Origin of the sequence: Devosia soli (assembly GCF_000970455.1) — a bacterium.
GTDB classification, from domain to species: domain Bacteria; phylum Pseudomonadota; class Alphaproteobacteria; order Rhizobiales; family Devosiaceae; genus Devosia; species Devosia soli.
The window spans coordinates 709,288-724,991 of record NZ_LAJG01000014.1 but is presented as its reverse complement, the minus strand read 5'-3'; the positions used below and the strand labels follow the sequence as shown (position 1 = coordinate 724,991).

Sequence of the window (15,704 nt, the reverse complement as noted above, 5' to 3'; positions counted from 1 at the left end):
GACAACATGGAATACTGGATTCTCTTCGGCGTCTTCACGCTGCTTATGCTGGTCGGCACGCCGATCGCCTTTTGCCTCGGCATCGCGAGCTTTGCCACCGTCGTCTATATCGGTCGGCCGGCCATCGTCGTCTTCCAGCAGCTCAATTCCGGCGTCTCGGCCTTTACGCTGATGGCCATTCCGTTCTTCATTTTCGCCGGTGATCTGATGATGCGTGGCGGCATTGCTGCTCGCATAATCCGATTTGCAGGCTCGATCGTCGGCCACGTTCGTGGCGGTCTCGGGCAAGTCAACATCGCGGCTTCGACGCTTTTCGGCGGCATTTCAGGCTCTGCAGTGGCCGAGGCTGCCGCTGTCGGCGGCATCATGATCCCGCAGATGAAGGCGCGCGGCTATGGCGCCGATTACGCCGTCAACGTCACTTCGATGGCTGCGCTGATTGCGCTGCTGCTCCCACCCAGCCACAACATGATCATCTATTCGCTCTCAGGCGGCGGGCGCATTTCGATCGCCGACCTTTTCACGGCCGGCGTCATTCCCGGCCTGCTGCTTGCTGCAGCGCTGATGGTCACAGCCTATATCGTCGCCGTTAAGCGCGGCTATCCGACGGAGCCCTTTCCAGGTTTCAGCAAGGCGTTCCAATATTTCCTGATTTCGATCCCCGGCCTGATGTTGATCGGCATCATCTTCGGCGGCGTCCGCTCCGGCATTTTCACGGCCACGGAGAGCTCCTGCATCGCGGTGATCTACGCGTTTCTCGTGACGCTGATCGTCTATCGCACCATGAGTTTCCGCGAATTCGTTCATTGCGTCACCGGTGCGGTGCGAACGACGGCGATGGTCCTTTTTATCATCGGCGCCGCGGCCTCCTTTGGCTGGCTCATGGCCTATCTCAAGGTGGCGCCGATCCTAACCGAAGCGATATCGCAGTTGACGACCGATCCGCTGATGGTCCTCTTGCTGATCAATGTCTTGTTGCTCTTGCTCGGCACGTTCATGGACATGGGCCCGCTGATCGTCATCACGACGCCGATTTTCCTGCCCATGGTCACCGCTTTCGGTGTCGATCCGGTGCATTTCGGGGTGATCATGATCCTCAATCTCGGGATCGGCCTTAACACCCCGCCGCTCGGCCCGGTGCAGTTCGTGGCTGCTGCGGTGGCGAAAATAACCGTGTGGGATGCGATGAAAAGCGTCTGGCCATTCTATCTGGCGGGGCTCATCGTCCTTGGCCTCGTCACCTATGTGCCGGCGCTATCCCTATGGTTGCCGAGCCTCTTCCGGTAGTGTCATGTCGCTGATCGAAGTCATCCCGCCAGCCCGAAAACCCAAGCTCGCCGATATGGTCGTCGACGCGCTCAAAAGGCGCATCGGGGCCGGCGAGTTCGCGCCGGGAGCGAAGCTGCCGACCGAAAACGAGCTGACGGTGCATTTCGGGGTGAGCCGCACTGTGGTGCGCGAAGCCATCGCGGCGCTGGCCGCGGCAGGCACGGTGCAATCCCGGCAGGGGGCAGGGGTCTTCGTGATGGCCAATGCCACCAGTGCTTTCACGGCAATTGGCGGAGAGACATCCAATAAGATCTCGGTAGCGCTCAACGTGCTCGAAGTGCGCATGGGTATCGAAATCGAATCCGCCGGCCTTGCCGCGCAGCGCCATAGTGCAAGCCAGGTTGCGGCAATCCAGGAAGCCTGGACGGAGTTCGGACGATTGCTCAAAATCGGCAATCCAACCGGCAAGACCGATTTCGCCTTCCATCGCGCCATCGCCGCGGCCACCAATAACCCGTTCTACCTCGAAGTGCTCGATGCGCTTGGTAGCCGGACTATTCCTTGCGACGTTGCGTCGCCCTGGGGCACCGAAAGCGTCTTGACCTATGAGTACCAGGTCGGCCTTCACGAGGAACACAAGCGCATCCTCAATGCTATTGCCGCCCAAGATGCGGACCGGGCGCGCGAGGCCATGCGCGAACACCTTTCGCGTAGCCAGGATCGCTACCGCAAGCGCCTTGCCGAACAGGCGAGTGACCACTGATTTTCCGTTTCCGGAGTAGTTTATGAGCACCGAATTCGACATCCGCCATGCCATCGATCCTGTCAGTGCCGCCGGCATGGGCACGGCCGAACTGCGCGAAAATTTCCTGATCGACGATCTATTCGCAGATGGCGCGGTGCGTTGGACCTATACGCATTACGATCGCATGGCTGTGGGCGGAGCGGTGCCGGCCTCGGGAGAGCTTGTCCTTGAAGTTATCAAGCCCACCGGGACTGCCAATTTCCTCGACCGGCGTGAGCTGATCGCCGTCAATATTGGAGAAGCGGGCACGATCACCGTCGACGGGACTGACCACGCTGTCGGCACGCGCGACATGCTCTATGTCGGCATGGGCTCGAAGGACGTACGCTTCTCAGGCGCTGGCGCAAAGTTCTATCTCCTGAGCGCTCCGGCGCACGCCTCGCATCCAACGACGCTGTTGCAGCAGTCGGGCGCCAAGCGGCTTGACATGGGCAGCGCGGAGACGGCCAACGAACGTTCGATCTATCAGTATACGAACAGCCTCAAGAGCTGCCAGCTGGTCGTGGGGCTGACCCAGTTTGCTCCAGGCTCGGTGTGGAACACCATGCCCGCGCATGTGCACGACCGGCGCATGGAGGCCTATCTCTATTTCGACCTCAAGCCCGACGCCTTCGTCGTGCATCTGATGGGTGAGCCGGATGAGACACGGCACATGATCGTGCGGAACGAGCAAGCAATCTTGTCTCCGCCATGGTCCATCCATGCGGGCGCCGGCACTGGGTCGTATACGTTCATCTGGGCCATGGCCGGAGACAATATCGACTATACCGATGCAGAGAAGGTGCCGATGGAGGATCTGCGCTGATGGATCTCGGCGCATTCAGCCTTTCCGGTAAGACCATCATGGTTACAGGCGCCAATACCGGTATCGGTCAGGGCATTGCCCTTTCCATAGGCAAGGCCGGCGGGCGGGTGATTGGCGTCGGTCGCTCATCGATGGAAGAGACGGCTTCGCTGATGCACGGTCAGGGTGCGGACTTTGTCGAGGTGCGCGCCGATCTTGGTTCGACCAAGGACGCCCAGAACATGTTCGATACAGCATGGGAAAAGCATGGTCCCCTTGACGGCCTCGTCAACAACGCCGGCATCATCAAGCGCGTCGATGCCGTGGATTTCACCGAAGCTGACTGGGATGCGGTGATGGACATCAATCTCAAATCGATGTTCTTCCTCGCCCAATCCCTAGGTCGCAAAGCCTTGGCGGCCAATCAGCCGGCGCGGATTGTGAACATCGCGTCGATGCTCAGCTTTCAGGGCGGCATTCGCGTCGCAAGTTACACGGCGTCAAAGAGCGGCGTCCTGGGCATCACCCGCCTGCTCGCCAACGAATGGGCAGCCAAGGGCATCAACGTTAACGCCATTGCCCCGGGCTATATCGAGACCAACAATACCGAAGCGTTGCGCAGCGACCCCGATCGTTCGGCATCGATTCTCGGGCGTATTCCCGCAGGACGCTGGGGCGTGCCCTCCGATATCGGCGACGCAGCGGTTTTCCTCCTCGCTCCCGCTTCCAACTACATGCATGGCGCCGTCATCCCCGTCGATGGCGGCTGGCTCGCAAGGTGATCCAATGACTGAACAGAAGTTTTTTGCCCAACCCAACGAGACCGAATGGACGGAGCTGGCGCCAGGCAATACGCGCCGGGTGCTGATCCATACGCCTGAGATGATGCAGGTCGAGTTTGGCTTCGAGAAAGGCGCCGTCGGCGCGCTGCATAGCCATCCGCATATTCAGGTGAGCTATGTCGCCGAGGGGAGCTTCGAGGTAACCATCGACGGCAAGACCGAAGTCGTCGGGCAGGGCGGCAGCTTCATCGTGCCGTCAGGTTTGGTGCACGGTGTCCTCGCGCTGGAAAAGGGCCGGCTGGTGGATGTGTTCACGCCGCATCGGGCGGATTTTCTCTAAGGTCTCGGGGTCATCCCTGCGAAAGCGTCCGTTGCCAAACAGAGGCTTCCGCTTTCGCGGGGAATGACACTGTTGGCGGAGGCGCATCAATGCAATGCCTCCAGCATGGCAGCATAGGCCTCGTCATGTTTGCCAAACCAGTTTGGCCTGCCGGGCTCTGTCAGTCTCCCACGTCTTGGCGGGATATAGCTGTAAATTTTTCGCACTGGTTCTTCCCGCCACTGCAGATTGAACGCAGCAAACTTTGGGAAAAATTCCATCTCCGAATAGGGCAGGTGATCGTGCACCCACCAAGCCATAGCTTCCCAATCGCCGGTTTGCTCAAAGTATGAGATGAAGCGGTTGACGACGATGCACGCTGTTGCGCCCATCCGGCCGGCACTGTCGCGCTTGTCCCAGATGTGATGAGCGAAGTTTTTCTCGTTGATTGCACAGTTGAAGCCATTGTCGTTGCCAAAGCGATTGACCTCGGGCGACCGATAGGACGAGCGCACCGAGAGGCGGCCGAATTTATCCTGCAACGGCTCAAGCAGGTCTTCGCAGAGCCGTGTCCCAGCCGCGATCGCGAGATCCGGATCGGCGGGAAGGTTTTGAAAGCTATTGATGACGGCGATTTCCGAATAAAGAAAATCGCGCATGAAGAAGCTTGGCGACAGGCGCACGCGCCCGAAGTCTTCAAGAGCTTTTACGGTTTTCGGCTGACGCATGGGAGAAGTCTCTTCCGGCTCTGGACGCAGCATGGTGCTGCTGTACCTTGGCGACGACAACCCGATTTGGACGCGCCAGGACCGCCATGCTGATCGTCATGTTTTATATCGCCATTACGGCCGAAGCGATGACGGCGGCGCTGGCGGCGGGCCGCCGCAACATGGATTGGTTCGGCGTCTGCCTGATAGCCTGCGTCACGGCTCTGGGCGGCGGTACGCTGCGCGATATCATGCTTGATCACTATCCGCTCTTTTGGGTGCGGAACCCGTATGTGCTGCTGCTGGTCTGCGGAGCTGCACTGCTTACCATTCCCTTGGCACGCCTTGTGGATCGCCTTAAATGGCCGTTCCTGCTGCTCGACGCACTGGGCCTCACCGTCTTCACCGTCATCGGCTGCAATATCGGGATCGAGGCGGGCGTGCATCCGATCATCGTCATCGTTGCTGGCATGGTCACGGGAACGGCCGGCGGCATTTTCCGCGATGTGCTCTGCAATGATATCCCGCTGATCTTCCAGGGCGAGCTTTATGCCACCGTGTCGATGGTAGCGGGCGTGATCTATTTTCTCGGCATCTCCGCGGGCCTGCCGGCAGACCTCATGGCCATTCCGGCTATGGCGATCGGCTTTGCCCTGCGTGTCACCGCCATCGCGCTCAAGTGGGAAATGCCCAAATTCGTCTTCGACCGAAATATGCGCAAATGACACCGCAGCGGATCGTCCTGTCCCGCCGTGCCGGCTTTGACCTGCAGGCGATTTCGCAGGCACTCAACGGCCTTCCGGCGCAATCGGTGGCGCGGCCAGGGCCATGGGGGAATCCTTTCAGCATCGACACCGTGGCCGCTGAGACTGGTCTTGATCGTGCGAGGGCGCAGGCGGAAGCCGTACCGCGGCATGCAAGATGGCTGGGCGGCGAGATCGAGGCGGATCGCCAACGGCCATCGCTCGAGCAGATTCGTACAACGCTCGCGGGCAAAAACCTCGCCTGTTGGTGCCGTCAAGGCATGCCGTGCCACGTCGATACGCTCATAGCACTCGCGAATGGCTAGTGCTTTGTGCTAGTGAGCTACCATACAAGAATGGAGTTCTGACTGTGCGACAGACCTGGCGGTGGTTCGGCCCCAAGGACCTTTGCTCGATCGATGACATCACCCAGGTCGGTGCCGTTGGCGTCGTTAGCGCGCTACACCATGTGCCCAATGGCGTTGTCTGGACCAAGGACGAGATCGCCAAGCGCTACCAGGAAATTGGCACCCGTAAGGACGGGTCGCCGTCGGGCCTGACCTGGGATGTGGTGGAAAGCCTGCCCGTCAGCGAAGACATCAAGAAGCAGAAGAACGATTGGCGCGAGCATATCGCCAATTACAAGATTTCGATGCGCAATCTTGCCGAGAGCGGCATGGAAGTCATCTGCTACAATTTTATGCCAGTCCTCGATTGGACGCGAACCGACCTGCGGTGGACCGTGCCCAATGGCGGCTCGTGCATGCGCTTCGACATTTTCGACTTTGCCGCCTTCGACATCCATATTCTGAAGCGTCCCGGCGCTGCTGCCGACTATACCAATGCCATTGCCGACGAAGCGGCGCGGCGCTTTGGCGACATGAGCGAGGACGAGAAGAGGCAGCTCGGCCGGAATGTGACCATGGGGCTGCCGGGTTCGACGGAATCGATGTCGCTTGAAGACGTTCAGGCTCATCTCGACGAATATGGCAGCATCACACGTGACCAGCTCCGCGCGCACTTCGTCGATTTTCTCGAAGAGGTGGTGCCGGAAGCGGAAAAACTGGGCCTGCGCCTTTGCTGCCATCCGGATGATCCTCCGTTTGCGCTGCTCGGCCTGCCGCGGATCATGTCGACCGAGGCGGACTACAGGTATATACTCGACGCTGTGGATAGCTCTGCCAATGGCATGACGCTCTGCTCGGGCTCGCTTGGCGCGCGACCGGACAATGACCTGCCGGGAATGATGGAGCGGTTTGGGCCGAAGGTTCATTTCTTGCATCTGAGGAATGTGAAGCGCGACAATGACGATATCGTCGGCTCGTTCTTCGAGGCTGAACACCTGGCCGGCGACACCGACATGGTGGCGCTGATCGCCGCTATTGTCCGCGAAGAACGGCGTCGCAAAGCAGAGGGTCGCAAGGACGCGATCATTCCGATGCGGCCCGATCACGGGCAGGATATTCTCGACGATCTCGGGCGCCGGGCGCAACCGGGCTATCCGACGATTGGCCGGATGAAGGGCCTGGCCGAGCTGCGCGGCGTGATGATGGCGCTGGAGCATGCCGAGGTTGGTCTCGGCAGACGTTAGTCTTCGAGGAGATAACTACCGGCGCGGCCAGGAAGTATCTCGGTGCCGACGATCTTGGCGACTGCCGCGCCGGCTGCAACGTATTTTGCCGAAGCGCGGGAAAGGATGAAGCCGTCCGTCCCGGCCCGTATCGGCGTGCGGGCCAAGAAAGCCTCCGGTCCATCCATGGCGATCAGGTCGGCGACCACGTCGCCGGCGGTCACGACGTCGCCCAGTTCCACGCGATAGGCGAGGAGCCCCGGCCGGTCGGTGCGCAGCACTTCGGTCGCTTCAAACGGCGTGGGCGGTGGAGCGCCGATGGCAGGGCTGGAGACCGGCGCCTCGATCCACCCGCGGCCGGCGAAAAAGTCGAAGAGCCCCTGCGCGTCCAGCCGGCCAAGACTGTCGTGTGTATCCGCTTGACCGCGATACTCAAGCGTTGCTGCTTCACACGCCATCGGGATCGGAAAGCCAGGATTGGCTTGCTGCGCCTTTCGGTAGAGGCTGGGCAGAACCTCATCGAACGAGCCGCCACCGCTATCTTCCGCGGTCAATGTAGCGGCAACACCCATCCTGTCGGCCAGATCCTGCAGTCCAGGCATCAGTTCTGGCGAGGTGAAGATATGCATCAGGCTTTCGTCGTCGCAATGCAGATCGAGCACCAGATCGGCGTCGTAAGCCGATTTCATCACGTGGAGACGAAGTTTCTGGGCGGCGGTGACGGGCCGTTGGGCGTCGAGCCAATTGCCGACAGCCTTGCGGATGACTGAGATATTGGCATCTGCATCCGGACCAAACTTGCCCGCTAAATCTTTGGCTATCACGGGATAAAGATCAGGCCATCGGCGGTTGTAATTGACGCCGGTCTCAAGATCGTATCGCCCGATATGTCGGTGGAGAACGCGGGTCGATAGACCGAGGGGATTGACCGACGGGAAAATGAAGAAGCGGGCACGGAGCTGGCCTGCTTGATCCGCCTCGCGCAGCTTGGGCAGCAAATGATGGATGGCAATGGTGCCCGGCTGCTCGTCGGCGTGAAGAGCTGCTTGCATATGCACCTTGATCGGCGCGTCTTCTGGGCCTGCTGAGTACCAGTGAAGAGTGGTTTCTTGGCCAGGACTGTCGCCGGCAATGGCCAGCGTATGATGCTCGAAACTCACGCCGTCACCTCAGCCATCTCGGTGCAAAGCGCAGGCGCGGCTGTGTGGGCAGATGCCTGATGAGACGTCGGTAGACGAGGCCGAAGAGGAAGAAGATCACAAGCGAGACTGTGAGAAAGTAGAGCGCTGCGACAGAAAAATGGAGGAAGGCATTATAGTCGCCTTCGACTAGGGTCTTCGCTGTGATCATCAGGTCGGCCTGCGCGCCGATGACAGGCAGCGCGAAATAAACGATCGCCGTGGCATGAAAGAGGAAGACGACTTCATTGGTATAGGCGGGCCAAGCGAGACGAATGAGATTGGGCCAGACGACGTGGCGGAATTGCTGTCTGGGCGACATACCAAAGGCGCGCGCGGCTTCGACCTCTCCGCGCGGCACGGCGCGCAGGGCGCCGTAGAAGATTTCAGCGGTGTAGGCGGCCGTGTTGAGGATCAAAACAAGCGGCCCCATGAACAGTGGGTGGAGCACGAAGCCGGATATGCCCCACGGCTTCCAGAGCGCAATGTTGAGCGACAGCGCCAGGGAATAGAACATGAAGAACTGAATAAAGAGCGGCGATCCGCGAAAGGCATAGATATAGCCGCGGGTCAGCCGGTTGATCACCGGATTGGGCGAAGCCTTGCCGAGCGCGAGAAAGATGGCAAGCACGAAGCCGATGGGGATCGAGGCAGCGGCAAAGTAGATGTTGAACATCACCGCCGGCGCCATGATCGCGAGGTCGTTTAAAAAGCCCTGCATCAGGTGCGCGCCTCGCTCAGCATGCCGCGTCCAGCCCGGCGCATGATGGCTTCGAAGGCGCGCTCGGAGAGCCAGGTAACGAGAATATAAAAGACGAAAAGCACGAGATAATATCGCCACCGCCAATCTTCGTGCACCAGGCCTACGGCAGGCAGGAAATTGGGCGCACCAAGGCGATCGGCCCAGAGCACGATATCGGCGATCTGAAGCAGCGAGAGCAGCGAGGTCGCCTTGATGATCAGCATCCAGACATTGGAGAGGCCGGGCAGGGCATAGACCCACATCTGCCGAATGTGGATGCGCCAAAGCACCTGGCGCGGCGACATGCCATAAGCGCGAGCAGCTTCAAGCTGGCCGGCGGGCACCGAGCGCAGGGCGCCATGAATAACGTTGCTCGCAAAGGCCCCATAGACAAGGCCAAGCGAGACGCTGGCAAGGATCAGATACTCCGTAGTGCCCAAAAACCAGTTGGCTTCCTTGCAGGGTGGCCAAGCTGCGGTCTGTGCGGCAATTGCGGCTGGCGAGCAGACCTGCGTGGAAATGAGCCATTCGACGCCTTGCTCGAAAGCGAGCGGAAAGAAGAGGAAAAACAGCACGTCCGGCACGCCGCGAACGATCGAGGAGTAAATGGTGCCAAGGAGACGAAGCGGGAAGAACCGAGAGTTCTTCATGGTTGCGCCGGCGAGGCCGAAGACCACCGCCAGCGTACCACCCATGAGGGCGGCGAAAATGGTGAACTGGAAGCTCGCGTACCAGGTCAGATGCTTGCCATTGGTCAGATAGCCGAACCAGAAGGCGATGTCGTCAATCATGTGGCGGGTACCAGTTCAGGGGCGAGCGAGGGGCTGGGCCCCACGCTCTGGCAAGGCCTTATTGGGCAAAGAACGGCCCGCGGCCATCGAACCATTTGGCAATGAGTTCATCGACCGTGCCGTCGGCCTTGAGGGCAGTGATGGCGTCGTCCAGCGTCTTCTTGAGTTCCGGCTCGTCCTTGCGGATGCCACCGCCGATACCTTCGCCAATTAGGACGTCTTCGCCGACGAAGACGATGGCGCCGCCCGAGGCGTTGACGACGGGGTCGAGATAGGCGCCGTCGGCCAGGATGGTATCGAGATTGCCGGCAGCAAGGTCGGCCATAGCCTGGTCAGCGGTGGTGAAGGTGACGATGGTGTTGTCGGCAGCGTAATTTTCCTCGGCATAGGTTGCCTGGATGGTGCCGCCCTGAACACCGATGCGCTTGCCGGAAAGGGCCGCAAAGTCGATCTCGGTGCCTGCAGCGGATGCGAACTTGGACGGATCAGGCGGGAAGTAGTTCTGGGTAAAGTCGATTGTCTGGCGGCGCTCTTCAGTGATGGACATGCCGGCCATGATCAGATCGTAGTTGCCGGCGAGCAGGTTTGGGATGATCGAATCCCAATCGTTGATGACCCATTCGCAGGTGATCTTGGCCTGCTCGCAGATGGCGTTGCCAAGATCGATCTCGAAGCCAGCAGGCTTGCCTGCTTCATCGAGAAAATTCCAGGGTGCATAGGCGCCTTCGGTAGCAATGCGCACGGTATCCTGCGCCATAGCCGACCCGCCGAGGGCGAGAGCGGCAATTGCTGCCAGCATGATCTTCTTCATCGATATCTCCGTTGCGTTTGACGTTGCGTGTCGGCCCGATTGTCCGGGTCTTTGAAAGGCGGCTAGCCGTGGCTGGCCGCGTTGAGAAACTGTTTCAGGCGTGCCGATTTCGTCGCACTGAAGACTTCGCCAGGCGTACCTTGCTCTTCGATCAAGCCATGATGGAGGAATATGACCTTATCTGAAACGGAGCGCGCAAACTCCATGTCGTGGGTGACGAGCACCATGGACCGGCCTTCATCGGCCAGCACCTTGATGACCCGCAGAACTTCGACCTCTAGTTCGGGATCGAGCGCCGAAGTCGGCTCGTCGAACAGCATGACACGTGGATTGATGCAGAGGGCTCGCGCGATGGCGGCGCGCTGCTGCTGGCCGCCTGAAAGCTGGGAAGGGTAAGCATCGCACTTGGTGCCGATGCCTACCTTATCGAGCATGGCCCGGGCTTCGGCTTCCACCTCGGCGCGCTGGCGGCCCTGAACCACGAGCGGCGCTTCCATGACGTTCTGCAGCACGGTCATATGCGCCCAGAGGTTGAACGACTGGAATACCATGCCGAGTTCGGAGCGGATGCGGCGGATCTGGGCTTCATCGGCGACCTGACGGCCCTGGCCTTCGCCGCGCAATTTTATCGTTTCGCCGTCGATCAGCACGTCGCCCCGGTCCGGCACTTCAAGCATATTTATACAGCGAAGTAGCGTCGATTTGCCGGAACCGGACGAGCCGATCAGCGAGATGACCTCGCCTTCTCTGGCTGTGAAGGAAACGCCCTTGAGCACTTCGAGCGCTCCGAAGGATTTGTGCAAATCGCGCAGTTCCACGACCGGCGATCCCCCCGCCTTGGGGGGTTTTTCTTCCTGCATGCTCACCAAAACCCCAGAGCGGGGCGCTTCCTGAATGGCGATTGCCTTATTTTGAGGCTGGCAACCTCGACCGGCGTCAAGAAAAGCAAATGGCGGTCAGATAGCAAGGGGAAAAAGCGAAAGTGCGCACACACTTGGACTTGCGGGCGAAACCGGGCACAAGGCACGAGCCGTCATGAAGGGTTCGCCATGTTCTTTATCGCGTCCAAGGTTTTCTGGATTCTTGCTCAGCCACTGAGCGTGGTTTTCCTGATCGTGCTCATTGGTCTGATCTTGGTGCTTATTGGGCGAAGGCGACTTGGCGTTGCCGCGCTTGTCATGGGGCTCCTTGTGCACGGAACGGTGAGCTTCACCAATCTGGGGTATTTGATCCTGCAGCCGCTCGAAGACCGGTTTCAGGCTCCGACAAATCCGCCGAGCGAGGTCGATGCCATCATCATGCTGGGTGGCGCGACGCTTGGGCGTCCAAGCGCCGCCCGTCAGATCGCCGAACTCAACGACGCGGGTGATCGATTGACGACGACGCTCTGGCTCGCCGGACAATATCCAGCTGCCAAAATCCTGATCAGTGGCGGGAGCGGGGTGATGAGCGGTGAAGGAGAGGCGGAGGCGACCACGGCGCAGCGCTTCTTTCTCGCGCAGGGGATTAACGCCGGTCGTCTGGTGCTTGAAGGGGATTCCCGCAATACCGACGAGAACGTCGCCAACACCAAGGCTTTCCTTGACGCAGATGCCGATCGATTGATCCTCGTTACGTCGGCTTTCCACATGCCACGCTCCGTCGGCATCTTCCGGAAAGCCGGGATCGAGGTCATTCCGTGGCCGACGGATTATCGAACGCCCGGTCCAGATAATTTTGGTGTCGATCTCGCCAACCCGGTCCAGAATCTTTTGGTGTCGACCGTGGGGATAAAGGAGTGGATCGGATTGTTGATCTATTATTGGACAGGCAAGACAACCGAATTGCTGCCTGGCCCATGAACGAAAAGGGCGACCCGCGGGTCGCCCTTTGTTCGTCGTCAAGCTGGTTTAGGTTCGACGGAAGAGACCGATGACCAGCGAGATGACCAAGAAGGCAAGGAAGAGGAAGAACAGGATTTGGGCGATACCAGCCGAAGCGCCAGCAATGCCACCGAAGCCGAGTACGCCTGCAATGAGAGCGATCACAAGAAACACGAGAGCATAATAAAGCATTTCTGCCTCCAAGTAGTTGTCTTGCAAAGAAAACGCTTGGTTTCGACTGCGGTTCCTGAAGCAAAGAAAAAAGCCGGCAGAGCCGGCTCTGAAGTTTGCATGGGACAGACTGAATTCACGCCGCAGCGCGCGAGCCCTCATCGAAGAACAGGGCCTGGCTGATCAGGGCCTTCACCATGTCCGGATTGAACGGCTTGGTGACGAGGAAAGTTGGCTCCGGACGTTCGCCGGTGAGAAGGCGCTCCGGGAACGCGGTGATGAAGATCACTGGCACCGAATGGGTGTTGAGAATGTCGTTAACCGCGTCAATGCCGGAGCTGCCATCGGCGAGCTGGATATCGGCAAGGATCATGCGCGGCTGGGTCTGGTTGAACAGGTTTACCGCTTCCTTGTGGGTGCGGGCGACGCTGACGACCTTATGGCCGAGGCTCTCGACCATCTGCTCGATATCCATGGCGATCAGCGGTTCGTCTTCGATGATCATGATCTCGGTTGCCACCTGGCGCGAAATCTCATGGGACGCTTCATCGAGAAGACGGGAAAACTCTTCGTCGCTTACGCCGAGCACTTCGGCGGCCTGCGCATGTGTGAAGCCTTCGACGGCGACCAGCAGAAATGCCTGGCGGGGGCGGGGCGAGAGGTTCGCTAGGTTCTTGGCGGCCCGCTGTTCCCAAGCGAAGGTCGAAACCGGCTCGGGCACGTCGACTGCTGAAGATGTAAACAGGGCGGAAAAAAGCTTGTAGACCGCGATGCGGTCGGTCGACGCTTCCGGGAAAAGCGAAATGTCTGCGATCAGCGCTTCTAACGTGGCTGCGACGTACGCATCGCCAGACGTCTGCGACCCTGTAACCGCCCGGGAAAACCTCCGGAGGTAAGGCAGGTGCGGCGCGATCCGCGTGGACAGTGACATGTATGAAACTCCAGTGACGCTTTGAGTCCGTGACTCCACGAGATGACTAAATGGAGGGTCTGAACAAAAGTTCCAAAGCTTTCGGAACTTTTTTTGTAGCGGCGAATTCCTACCTCGGAAAAGCGGTAGAATTTCCGCGGGGCGAGCGTCGAGTATGAAGAAGGAAAATCCTGTGAACCATCAGCGCATGCGGCTGCAGCCGGATGACGGTCTTGGGCCGACCTCCGATATTGGTTCGCGGCTGAGAGCACTTTATGGTGCCGTGCAAGAGGAGGGCGTGCCAGACCAGCTGCTCGACCTCCTCGAAAAGCTGGATAATGCCGAACAGGCACAGTCCAAACAGACCACCTCTCAGGGTGGAGAATAAGCGTATGGCGACCGAATCGACGTCGTTCAAGCGCGAGATGCTGGCGACATTGCCGAGTCTTCGTGCGTTTGCCGTGTCGTTGACCGGCAAGCACGACAAGGCAGACGACCTTGTGCAGGATACCGTCATGAAAGCTTGGGCCAAGCAGTCCAGCTTCGAGATGGGAACCAACATCAAGGCCTGGCTCTTCACCATCCTCCGCAATGAGTTTTATAGCCAGATGCGTAAGCGTGGCCGCGAAGTTCAAGACAGCGACGGCGCCTTCACGGAACGTCTTTCGGTTCATCCGTCCCAATATGGACTGATGGATCTAGAGGACTTCAAGAAGGCATTGTCACAGCTTCCGGACGATCAGCGCGAAGCGATCATCCTTATCGGAGCTTCTGGGTTTTCCTACGAGGAAGCTGCAGAAATCTGCGATTGCGCCGTTGGAACGATGAAGAGCCGCGTAAGCCGGGCCCGTGCCCGTCTGCAGGATATGCTCAAGGTTCATGGCGAATCTGACTATGGACCGGATGCGGTTTCTACCCAGGTGACCACAAACAATCATTCGTTCTGAGGCGCTAACGCCTCAGAGCAGTCTCGACAGCCCTGATGAAGTCAGGGGTTTGCATTGGCTTTACTAACACGGGCGTGCCGGCGAGCCAGTTAAGGCTGCGCGGCAGGTCCGTGTCAGCCGTCACCGCAATTACCGCAATGCCGAGACGGATCAGTTCGCCGATAAGCGCAATCTGCTCCGGCAGGTCGTTTTCAACCTCGATTATGGCCAAAGCACAGCCTCGCCACTCTGGCTCGATTGAGCGTGCCTGCGCGGCATTTTTTGCGATCGTCACCTGCCCGGGCGAGAATTCTGCCAACAAATTCTCGATGTCGAGCGCAATCAGATAGTGCGCTTCGACGATCAGGGCAGGCCGGCCAGCAAGCATGGGGGGTCCTCTCTAGGGCGAGGACGCTTTTGCGGACGAGGGGTCTGACCGTCATTTAACTAAGACATGTTCGGCTGGCGAAACATGCAAGGATTGGAACGACTTGCGTCTGGGGGCGTTGAGGTCCAGCGTCACTAGAGGATCGAGACTTGAGCCTCGTTCTCCCCAGCACGGGTCGCAGGGTCCCGTGCGAACAATGTCCCCTGCGAGTTTTGCCGCACTTCCGTGATTTCACCGTCCGAGAGCTCGATTTTGTTTCGAGCTTCAAACGTGGCGAGCTGGTTGCGGAGATGGGGTCAACCATCTTGGCTGAAGGGAGCCTGAGCCCGCACCTTTATACGGTGCTCTCGGGTTGGGCTTTTCGCTTTAAGAGCCTGCCAGATGGTCGCCGGCAGATCCTCAATTACGTTTTGCCAGGCGATCTCGTTGGGCTGCAAGGATCAATCACAGGCGAAATGGAGCATTCGGTTGAAGCATTGACGCCGATGATCCTCTGCGTCTTCCAGCGCGACCGTCTGGACGAATTGTTTCAGGGATATCCTGGCCTCGCCTTCGACGTTACTTGGATCGCCGCGCGCGAAGAGCGGATGCTCGACGAGCATATCCTGAGCCTCGGCCGTCGAACTGCAATGGAACGGGCTGCTTATCTCCTGGCGTTTCTCCACAGCCGTGCCGAGGCGGTGGGTATTTCCGGCACTACGCCATTGCAGGTGCCGCTGAGCCAGCAGCATGTTGCCGATACGCTCGGCCTGTCGATCGTTCACACAAACAAGACACTGCGGAAATTAGCCGACCGGAAACTGATCCGCTGGATGGATCGAAGTTGCGAAATCATCGATCCGGAAGGATTGCAGGAATTGGCTGATTGGGAAGCGCCAGCAGAGCGCAAACGCCCGCTAATATAAGGGATTGAGCCTCAATGCTGCCATTGCAGCATGTGAAGCGA

At 59.3% G+C, this 15,704-nt stretch carries 21 protein-coding genes; 12 read left to right on the top strand and 9 right to left on the bottom strand.

Going from position 1 to position 15,704, the window contains the following annotated elements; all coding sequences use genetic code 11:
- The first annotated feature begins 6 nt into the window (after positions 1-6).
- From VW35_RS07605 to VW35_RS07585, 5 genes are read left to right on the top strand one after another with little or no spacing between them, the layout of a single operon-like run.
- Positions 7-1,287 (top strand): TRAP transporter large permease, encoded by a 1,281-nt coding sequence (locus tag VW35_RS07605; protein ID WP_046142329.1) that lies wholly within the window; start codon positions 7-9, stop codon positions 1,285-1,287.
- 4 nt (positions 1,288-1,291) lie between these two features.
- Positions 1,292-2,032 (top strand): FadR/GntR family transcriptional regulator, encoded by a 741-nt coding sequence (locus VW35_RS07600; protein WP_046142328.1) that lies wholly within the window; start codon positions 1,292-1,294, stop codon positions 2,030-2,032.
- A 22-nt stretch (positions 2,033-2,054) separates the two neighbouring features.
- Entirely contained in the window at positions 2,055-2,879 is an 825-nt protein-coding gene (kduI, locus tag VW35_RS07595) for a 5-dehydro-4-deoxy-D-glucuronate isomerase (RefSeq protein WP_046142327.1), read from the top strand.
- Positions 2,879-3,640, top strand: a complete 762-nt coding sequence (gene kduD, locus VW35_RS07590; protein WP_046142326.1) for a 2-dehydro-3-deoxy-D-gluconate 5-dehydrogenase KduD — start codon at positions 2,879-2,881, stop codon at positions 3,638-3,640. Before kduI ends, kduD begins: the two co-directional genes overlap by 1 nt.
- A gap of 4 nt (positions 3,641-3,644) precedes the next feature.
- Positions 3,645-3,980 carry a cupin domain-containing protein gene (locus VW35_RS07585; RefSeq protein WP_046142601.1) on the top strand — a complete coding sequence of 112 codons (336 nt, stop codon included), beginning with the start codon at positions 3,645-3,647 and terminating at the stop codon, positions 3,978-3,980.
- A gap of 86 nt (positions 3,981-4,066) precedes the next feature.
- Here the strand turns inward: VW35_RS07585 and VW35_RS07580 are convergent, their stop codons facing one another.
- On the bottom strand, positions 4,067-4,687 hold the full coding sequence (locus VW35_RS07580; RefSeq protein ID WP_046142325.1) for a hypothetical protein: 621 nt from the start codon (positions 4,685-4,687) through the stop codon (positions 4,067-4,069).
- Positions 4,688-4,773: 86 nt separating this feature from the next.
- Between VW35_RS07580 and VW35_RS07575 the strand changes: the two genes are divergently transcribed.
- Genes VW35_RS07575 through uxuA form a run of 3 tightly spaced genes read left to right on the top strand, consistent with a single transcriptional unit; the run spans position 4,774 to position 7,000 of the window.
- A complete protein-coding gene (locus VW35_RS07575) occupies positions 4,774-5,391 on the top strand; it encodes a trimeric intracellular cation channel family protein (protein WP_046142324.1) in 618 nt (205 codons plus the stop codon).
- Positions 5,388-5,735: a DUF4326 domain-containing protein gene (locus VW35_RS07570; RefSeq protein WP_046142323.1), complete on the top strand. Its 348-nt coding sequence runs from the start codon at positions 5,388-5,390 to the stop codon at positions 5,733-5,735. The genes VW35_RS07575 and VW35_RS07570 overlap by 4 nt, the downstream gene beginning before the upstream one ends.
- 44 nt (positions 5,736-5,779) lie before the next feature.
- Complete coding sequence (gene uxuA / locus VW35_RS07565) at positions 5,780-7,000, top strand: mannonate dehydratase (RefSeq protein WP_046142322.1); 1,221 nt, start codon at positions 5,780-5,782, stop codon at positions 6,998-7,000.
- On the opposite strand, the gene VW35_RS07560 is transcribed toward uxuA, so the two are convergent.
- The 5 genes from VW35_RS07560 to VW35_RS07540 form a co-directional block, all read right to left on the bottom strand.
- The gene (locus tag VW35_RS07560) at positions 6,997-8,139 is read right to left on the bottom strand and encodes a succinylglutamate desuccinylase/aspartoacylase family protein (protein WP_046142321.1); all 1,143 of its coding nucleotides are present in this window, start codon (positions 8,137-8,139) and stop codon (positions 6,997-6,999) included. The two genes, uxuA and VW35_RS07560, sit on opposite strands and share 4 nt — an antisense overlap.
- 4 nt (positions 8,140-8,143) lie before the next feature.
- Positions 8,144-8,878 (bottom strand): ABC transporter permease subunit, encoded by a 735-nt coding sequence (locus VW35_RS07555; protein ID WP_046142320.1) that lies wholly within the window; start codon positions 8,876-8,878, stop codon positions 8,144-8,146.
- Positions 8,878-9,690: an ABC transporter permease subunit gene (locus VW35_RS07550; protein ID WP_046142319.1), complete on the bottom strand. Its 813-nt coding sequence runs from the start codon at positions 9,688-9,690 to the stop codon at positions 8,878-8,880. Before VW35_RS07550 ends, VW35_RS07555 begins: the two co-directional genes overlap by 1 nt.
- Positions 9,691-9,748: 58 nt before the next feature.
- Positions 9,749-10,501: a transporter substrate-binding domain-containing protein gene (locus VW35_RS07545; protein WP_046142318.1), complete on the bottom strand. Its 753-nt coding sequence runs from the start codon at positions 10,499-10,501 to the stop codon at positions 9,749-9,751.
- A gap of 62 nt (positions 10,502-10,563) precedes the next feature.
- Positions 10,564-11,361, bottom strand: coding sequence for an ABC transporter ATP-binding protein (locus VW35_RS07540; protein ID WP_046142317.1), 798 nt, complete (start codon positions 11,359-11,361; stop codon positions 10,564-10,566).
- Between the two features lie 189 nt (positions 11,362-11,550).
- Here VW35_RS07540 and VW35_RS07535 point away from each other — a divergent pair, with 189 nt between their 5' ends.
- Positions 11,551-12,342: a YdcF family protein gene (locus VW35_RS07535; protein WP_046142316.1), complete on the top strand. Its 792-nt coding sequence runs from the start codon at positions 11,551-11,553 to the stop codon at positions 12,340-12,342.
- Between the two features lie 48 nt (positions 12,343-12,390).
- Here the strand turns inward: VW35_RS07535 and VW35_RS20935 are convergent, their stop codons facing one another.
- Entirely contained in the window at positions 12,391-12,555 is a 165-nt protein-coding gene (locus VW35_RS20935; RefSeq protein ID WP_046142315.1) for a DUF1328 domain-containing protein, read from the bottom strand.
- A gap of 115 nt (positions 12,556-12,670) precedes the next feature.
- The gene (locus tag VW35_RS07525; RefSeq protein ID WP_046142314.1) at positions 12,671-13,465 is read right to left on the bottom strand and encodes a response regulator; all 795 of its coding nucleotides are present in this window, start codon (positions 13,463-13,465) and stop codon (positions 12,671-12,673) included.
- 154 nt (positions 13,466-13,619) lie between these two features.
- On the opposite strand from VW35_RS07525, the gene VW35_RS07520 reads away from it, so the two are divergent.
- Together VW35_RS07520 and VW35_RS07515 are read left to right on the top strand one after the other, a co-directional pair.
- Positions 13,620-13,832, top strand: a complete 213-nt coding sequence (locus tag VW35_RS07520) for a NepR family anti-sigma factor (protein ID WP_046142313.1) — start codon at positions 13,620-13,622, stop codon at positions 13,830-13,832.
- A 4-nt stretch (positions 13,833-13,836) separates the two neighbouring features.
- The gene (locus tag VW35_RS07515; RefSeq protein ID WP_046142312.1) at positions 13,837-14,391 is read left to right on the top strand and encodes an RNA polymerase sigma factor; all 555 of its coding nucleotides are present in this window, start codon (positions 13,837-13,839) and stop codon (positions 14,389-14,391) included.
- 4 nt (positions 14,392-14,395) lie between these two features.
- On the opposite strand, the gene VW35_RS07510 is transcribed toward VW35_RS07515, so the two are convergent.
- Entirely contained in the window at positions 14,396-14,758 is a 363-nt protein-coding gene (locus tag VW35_RS07510) for a response regulator (RefSeq protein ID WP_046142311.1), read from the bottom strand.
- Between the two features lie 149 nt (positions 14,759-14,907).
- Here VW35_RS07510 and VW35_RS07505 point away from each other — a divergent pair, with 149 nt between their 5' ends.
- Positions 14,908-15,663, top strand: a complete 756-nt coding sequence (locus tag VW35_RS07505) for a Crp/Fnr family transcriptional regulator (protein WP_046142310.1) — start codon at positions 14,908-14,910, stop codon at positions 15,661-15,663.
- Positions 15,664-15,704: the final 41 nt, after the last annotated feature.

Coding starts and splice junctions, on each gene's coding strand:
- VW35_RS07520 (WP_046142313.1), top strand. CDS start 13,620: ATGAAGAAGGAAAATCCTGTGAACCATCAGCGCATGCGGCTGCAGCCG.
- VW35_RS20935 (WP_046142315.1), bottom strand. CDS start 12,555: ATGCTTTATTATGCTCTCGTGTTTCTTGTGATCGCTCTCATTGCAGGC.
- VW35_RS07570 (WP_046142323.1), top strand. CDS start 5,388: ATGACACCGCAGCGGATCGTCCTGTCCCGCCGTGCCGGCTTTGACCTG.
- kduI (WP_046142327.1), top strand. CDS start 2,055: ATGAGCACCGAATTCGACATCCGCCATGCCATCGATCCTGTCAGTGCC.
- VW35_RS07545 (WP_046142318.1), bottom strand. CDS start 10,501: ATGAAGAAGATCATGCTGGCAGCAATTGCCGCTCTCGCCCTCGGCGGG.
- VW35_RS07550 (WP_046142319.1), bottom strand. CDS start 9,690: ATGATTGACGACATCGCCTTCTGGTTCGGCTATCTGACCAATGGCAAG.
- VW35_RS07580 (WP_046142325.1), bottom strand. CDS start 4,687: ATGCGTCAGCCGAAAACCGTAAAAGCTCTTGAAGACTTCGGGCGCGTG.
- VW35_RS07510 (WP_046142311.1), bottom strand. CDS start 14,758: ATGCTTGCTGGCCGGCCTGCCCTGATCGTCGAAGCGCACTATCTGATT.
- VW35_RS07525 (WP_046142314.1), bottom strand. CDS start 13,465: ATGTCACTGTCCACGCGGATCGCGCCGCACCTGCCTTACCTCCGGAGG.
- VW35_RS07515 (WP_046142312.1), top strand. CDS start 13,837: ATGGCGACCGAATCGACGTCGTTCAAGCGCGAGATGCTGGCGACATTG.
- kduD (WP_046142326.1), top strand. CDS start 2,879: ATGGATCTCGGCGCATTCAGCCTTTCCGGTAAGACCATCATGGTTACA.
- VW35_RS07605 (WP_046142329.1), top strand. CDS start 7: ATGGAATACTGGATTCTCTTCGGCGTCTTCACGCTGCTTATGCTGGTC.
- VW35_RS07600 (WP_046142328.1), top strand. CDS start 1,292: ATGTCGCTGATCGAAGTCATCCCGCCAGCCCGAAAACCCAAGCTCGCC.
- VW35_RS07555 (WP_046142320.1), bottom strand. CDS start 8,878: ATGCAGGGCTTTTTAAACGACCTCGCGATCATGGCGCCGGCGGTGATG.
- VW35_RS07585 (WP_046142601.1), top strand. CDS start 3,645: ATGACTGAACAGAAGTTTTTTGCCCAACCCAACGAGACCGAATGGACG.
- VW35_RS07540 (WP_046142317.1), bottom strand. CDS start 11,361: ATGCAGGAAGAAAAACCCCCCAAGGCGGGGGGATCGCCGGTCGTGGAA.
- VW35_RS07535 (WP_046142316.1), top strand. CDS start 11,551: ATGTTCTTTATCGCGTCCAAGGTTTTCTGGATTCTTGCTCAGCCACTG.
- VW35_RS07575 (WP_046142324.1), top strand. CDS start 4,774: ATGCTGATCGTCATGTTTTATATCGCCATTACGGCCGAAGCGATGACG.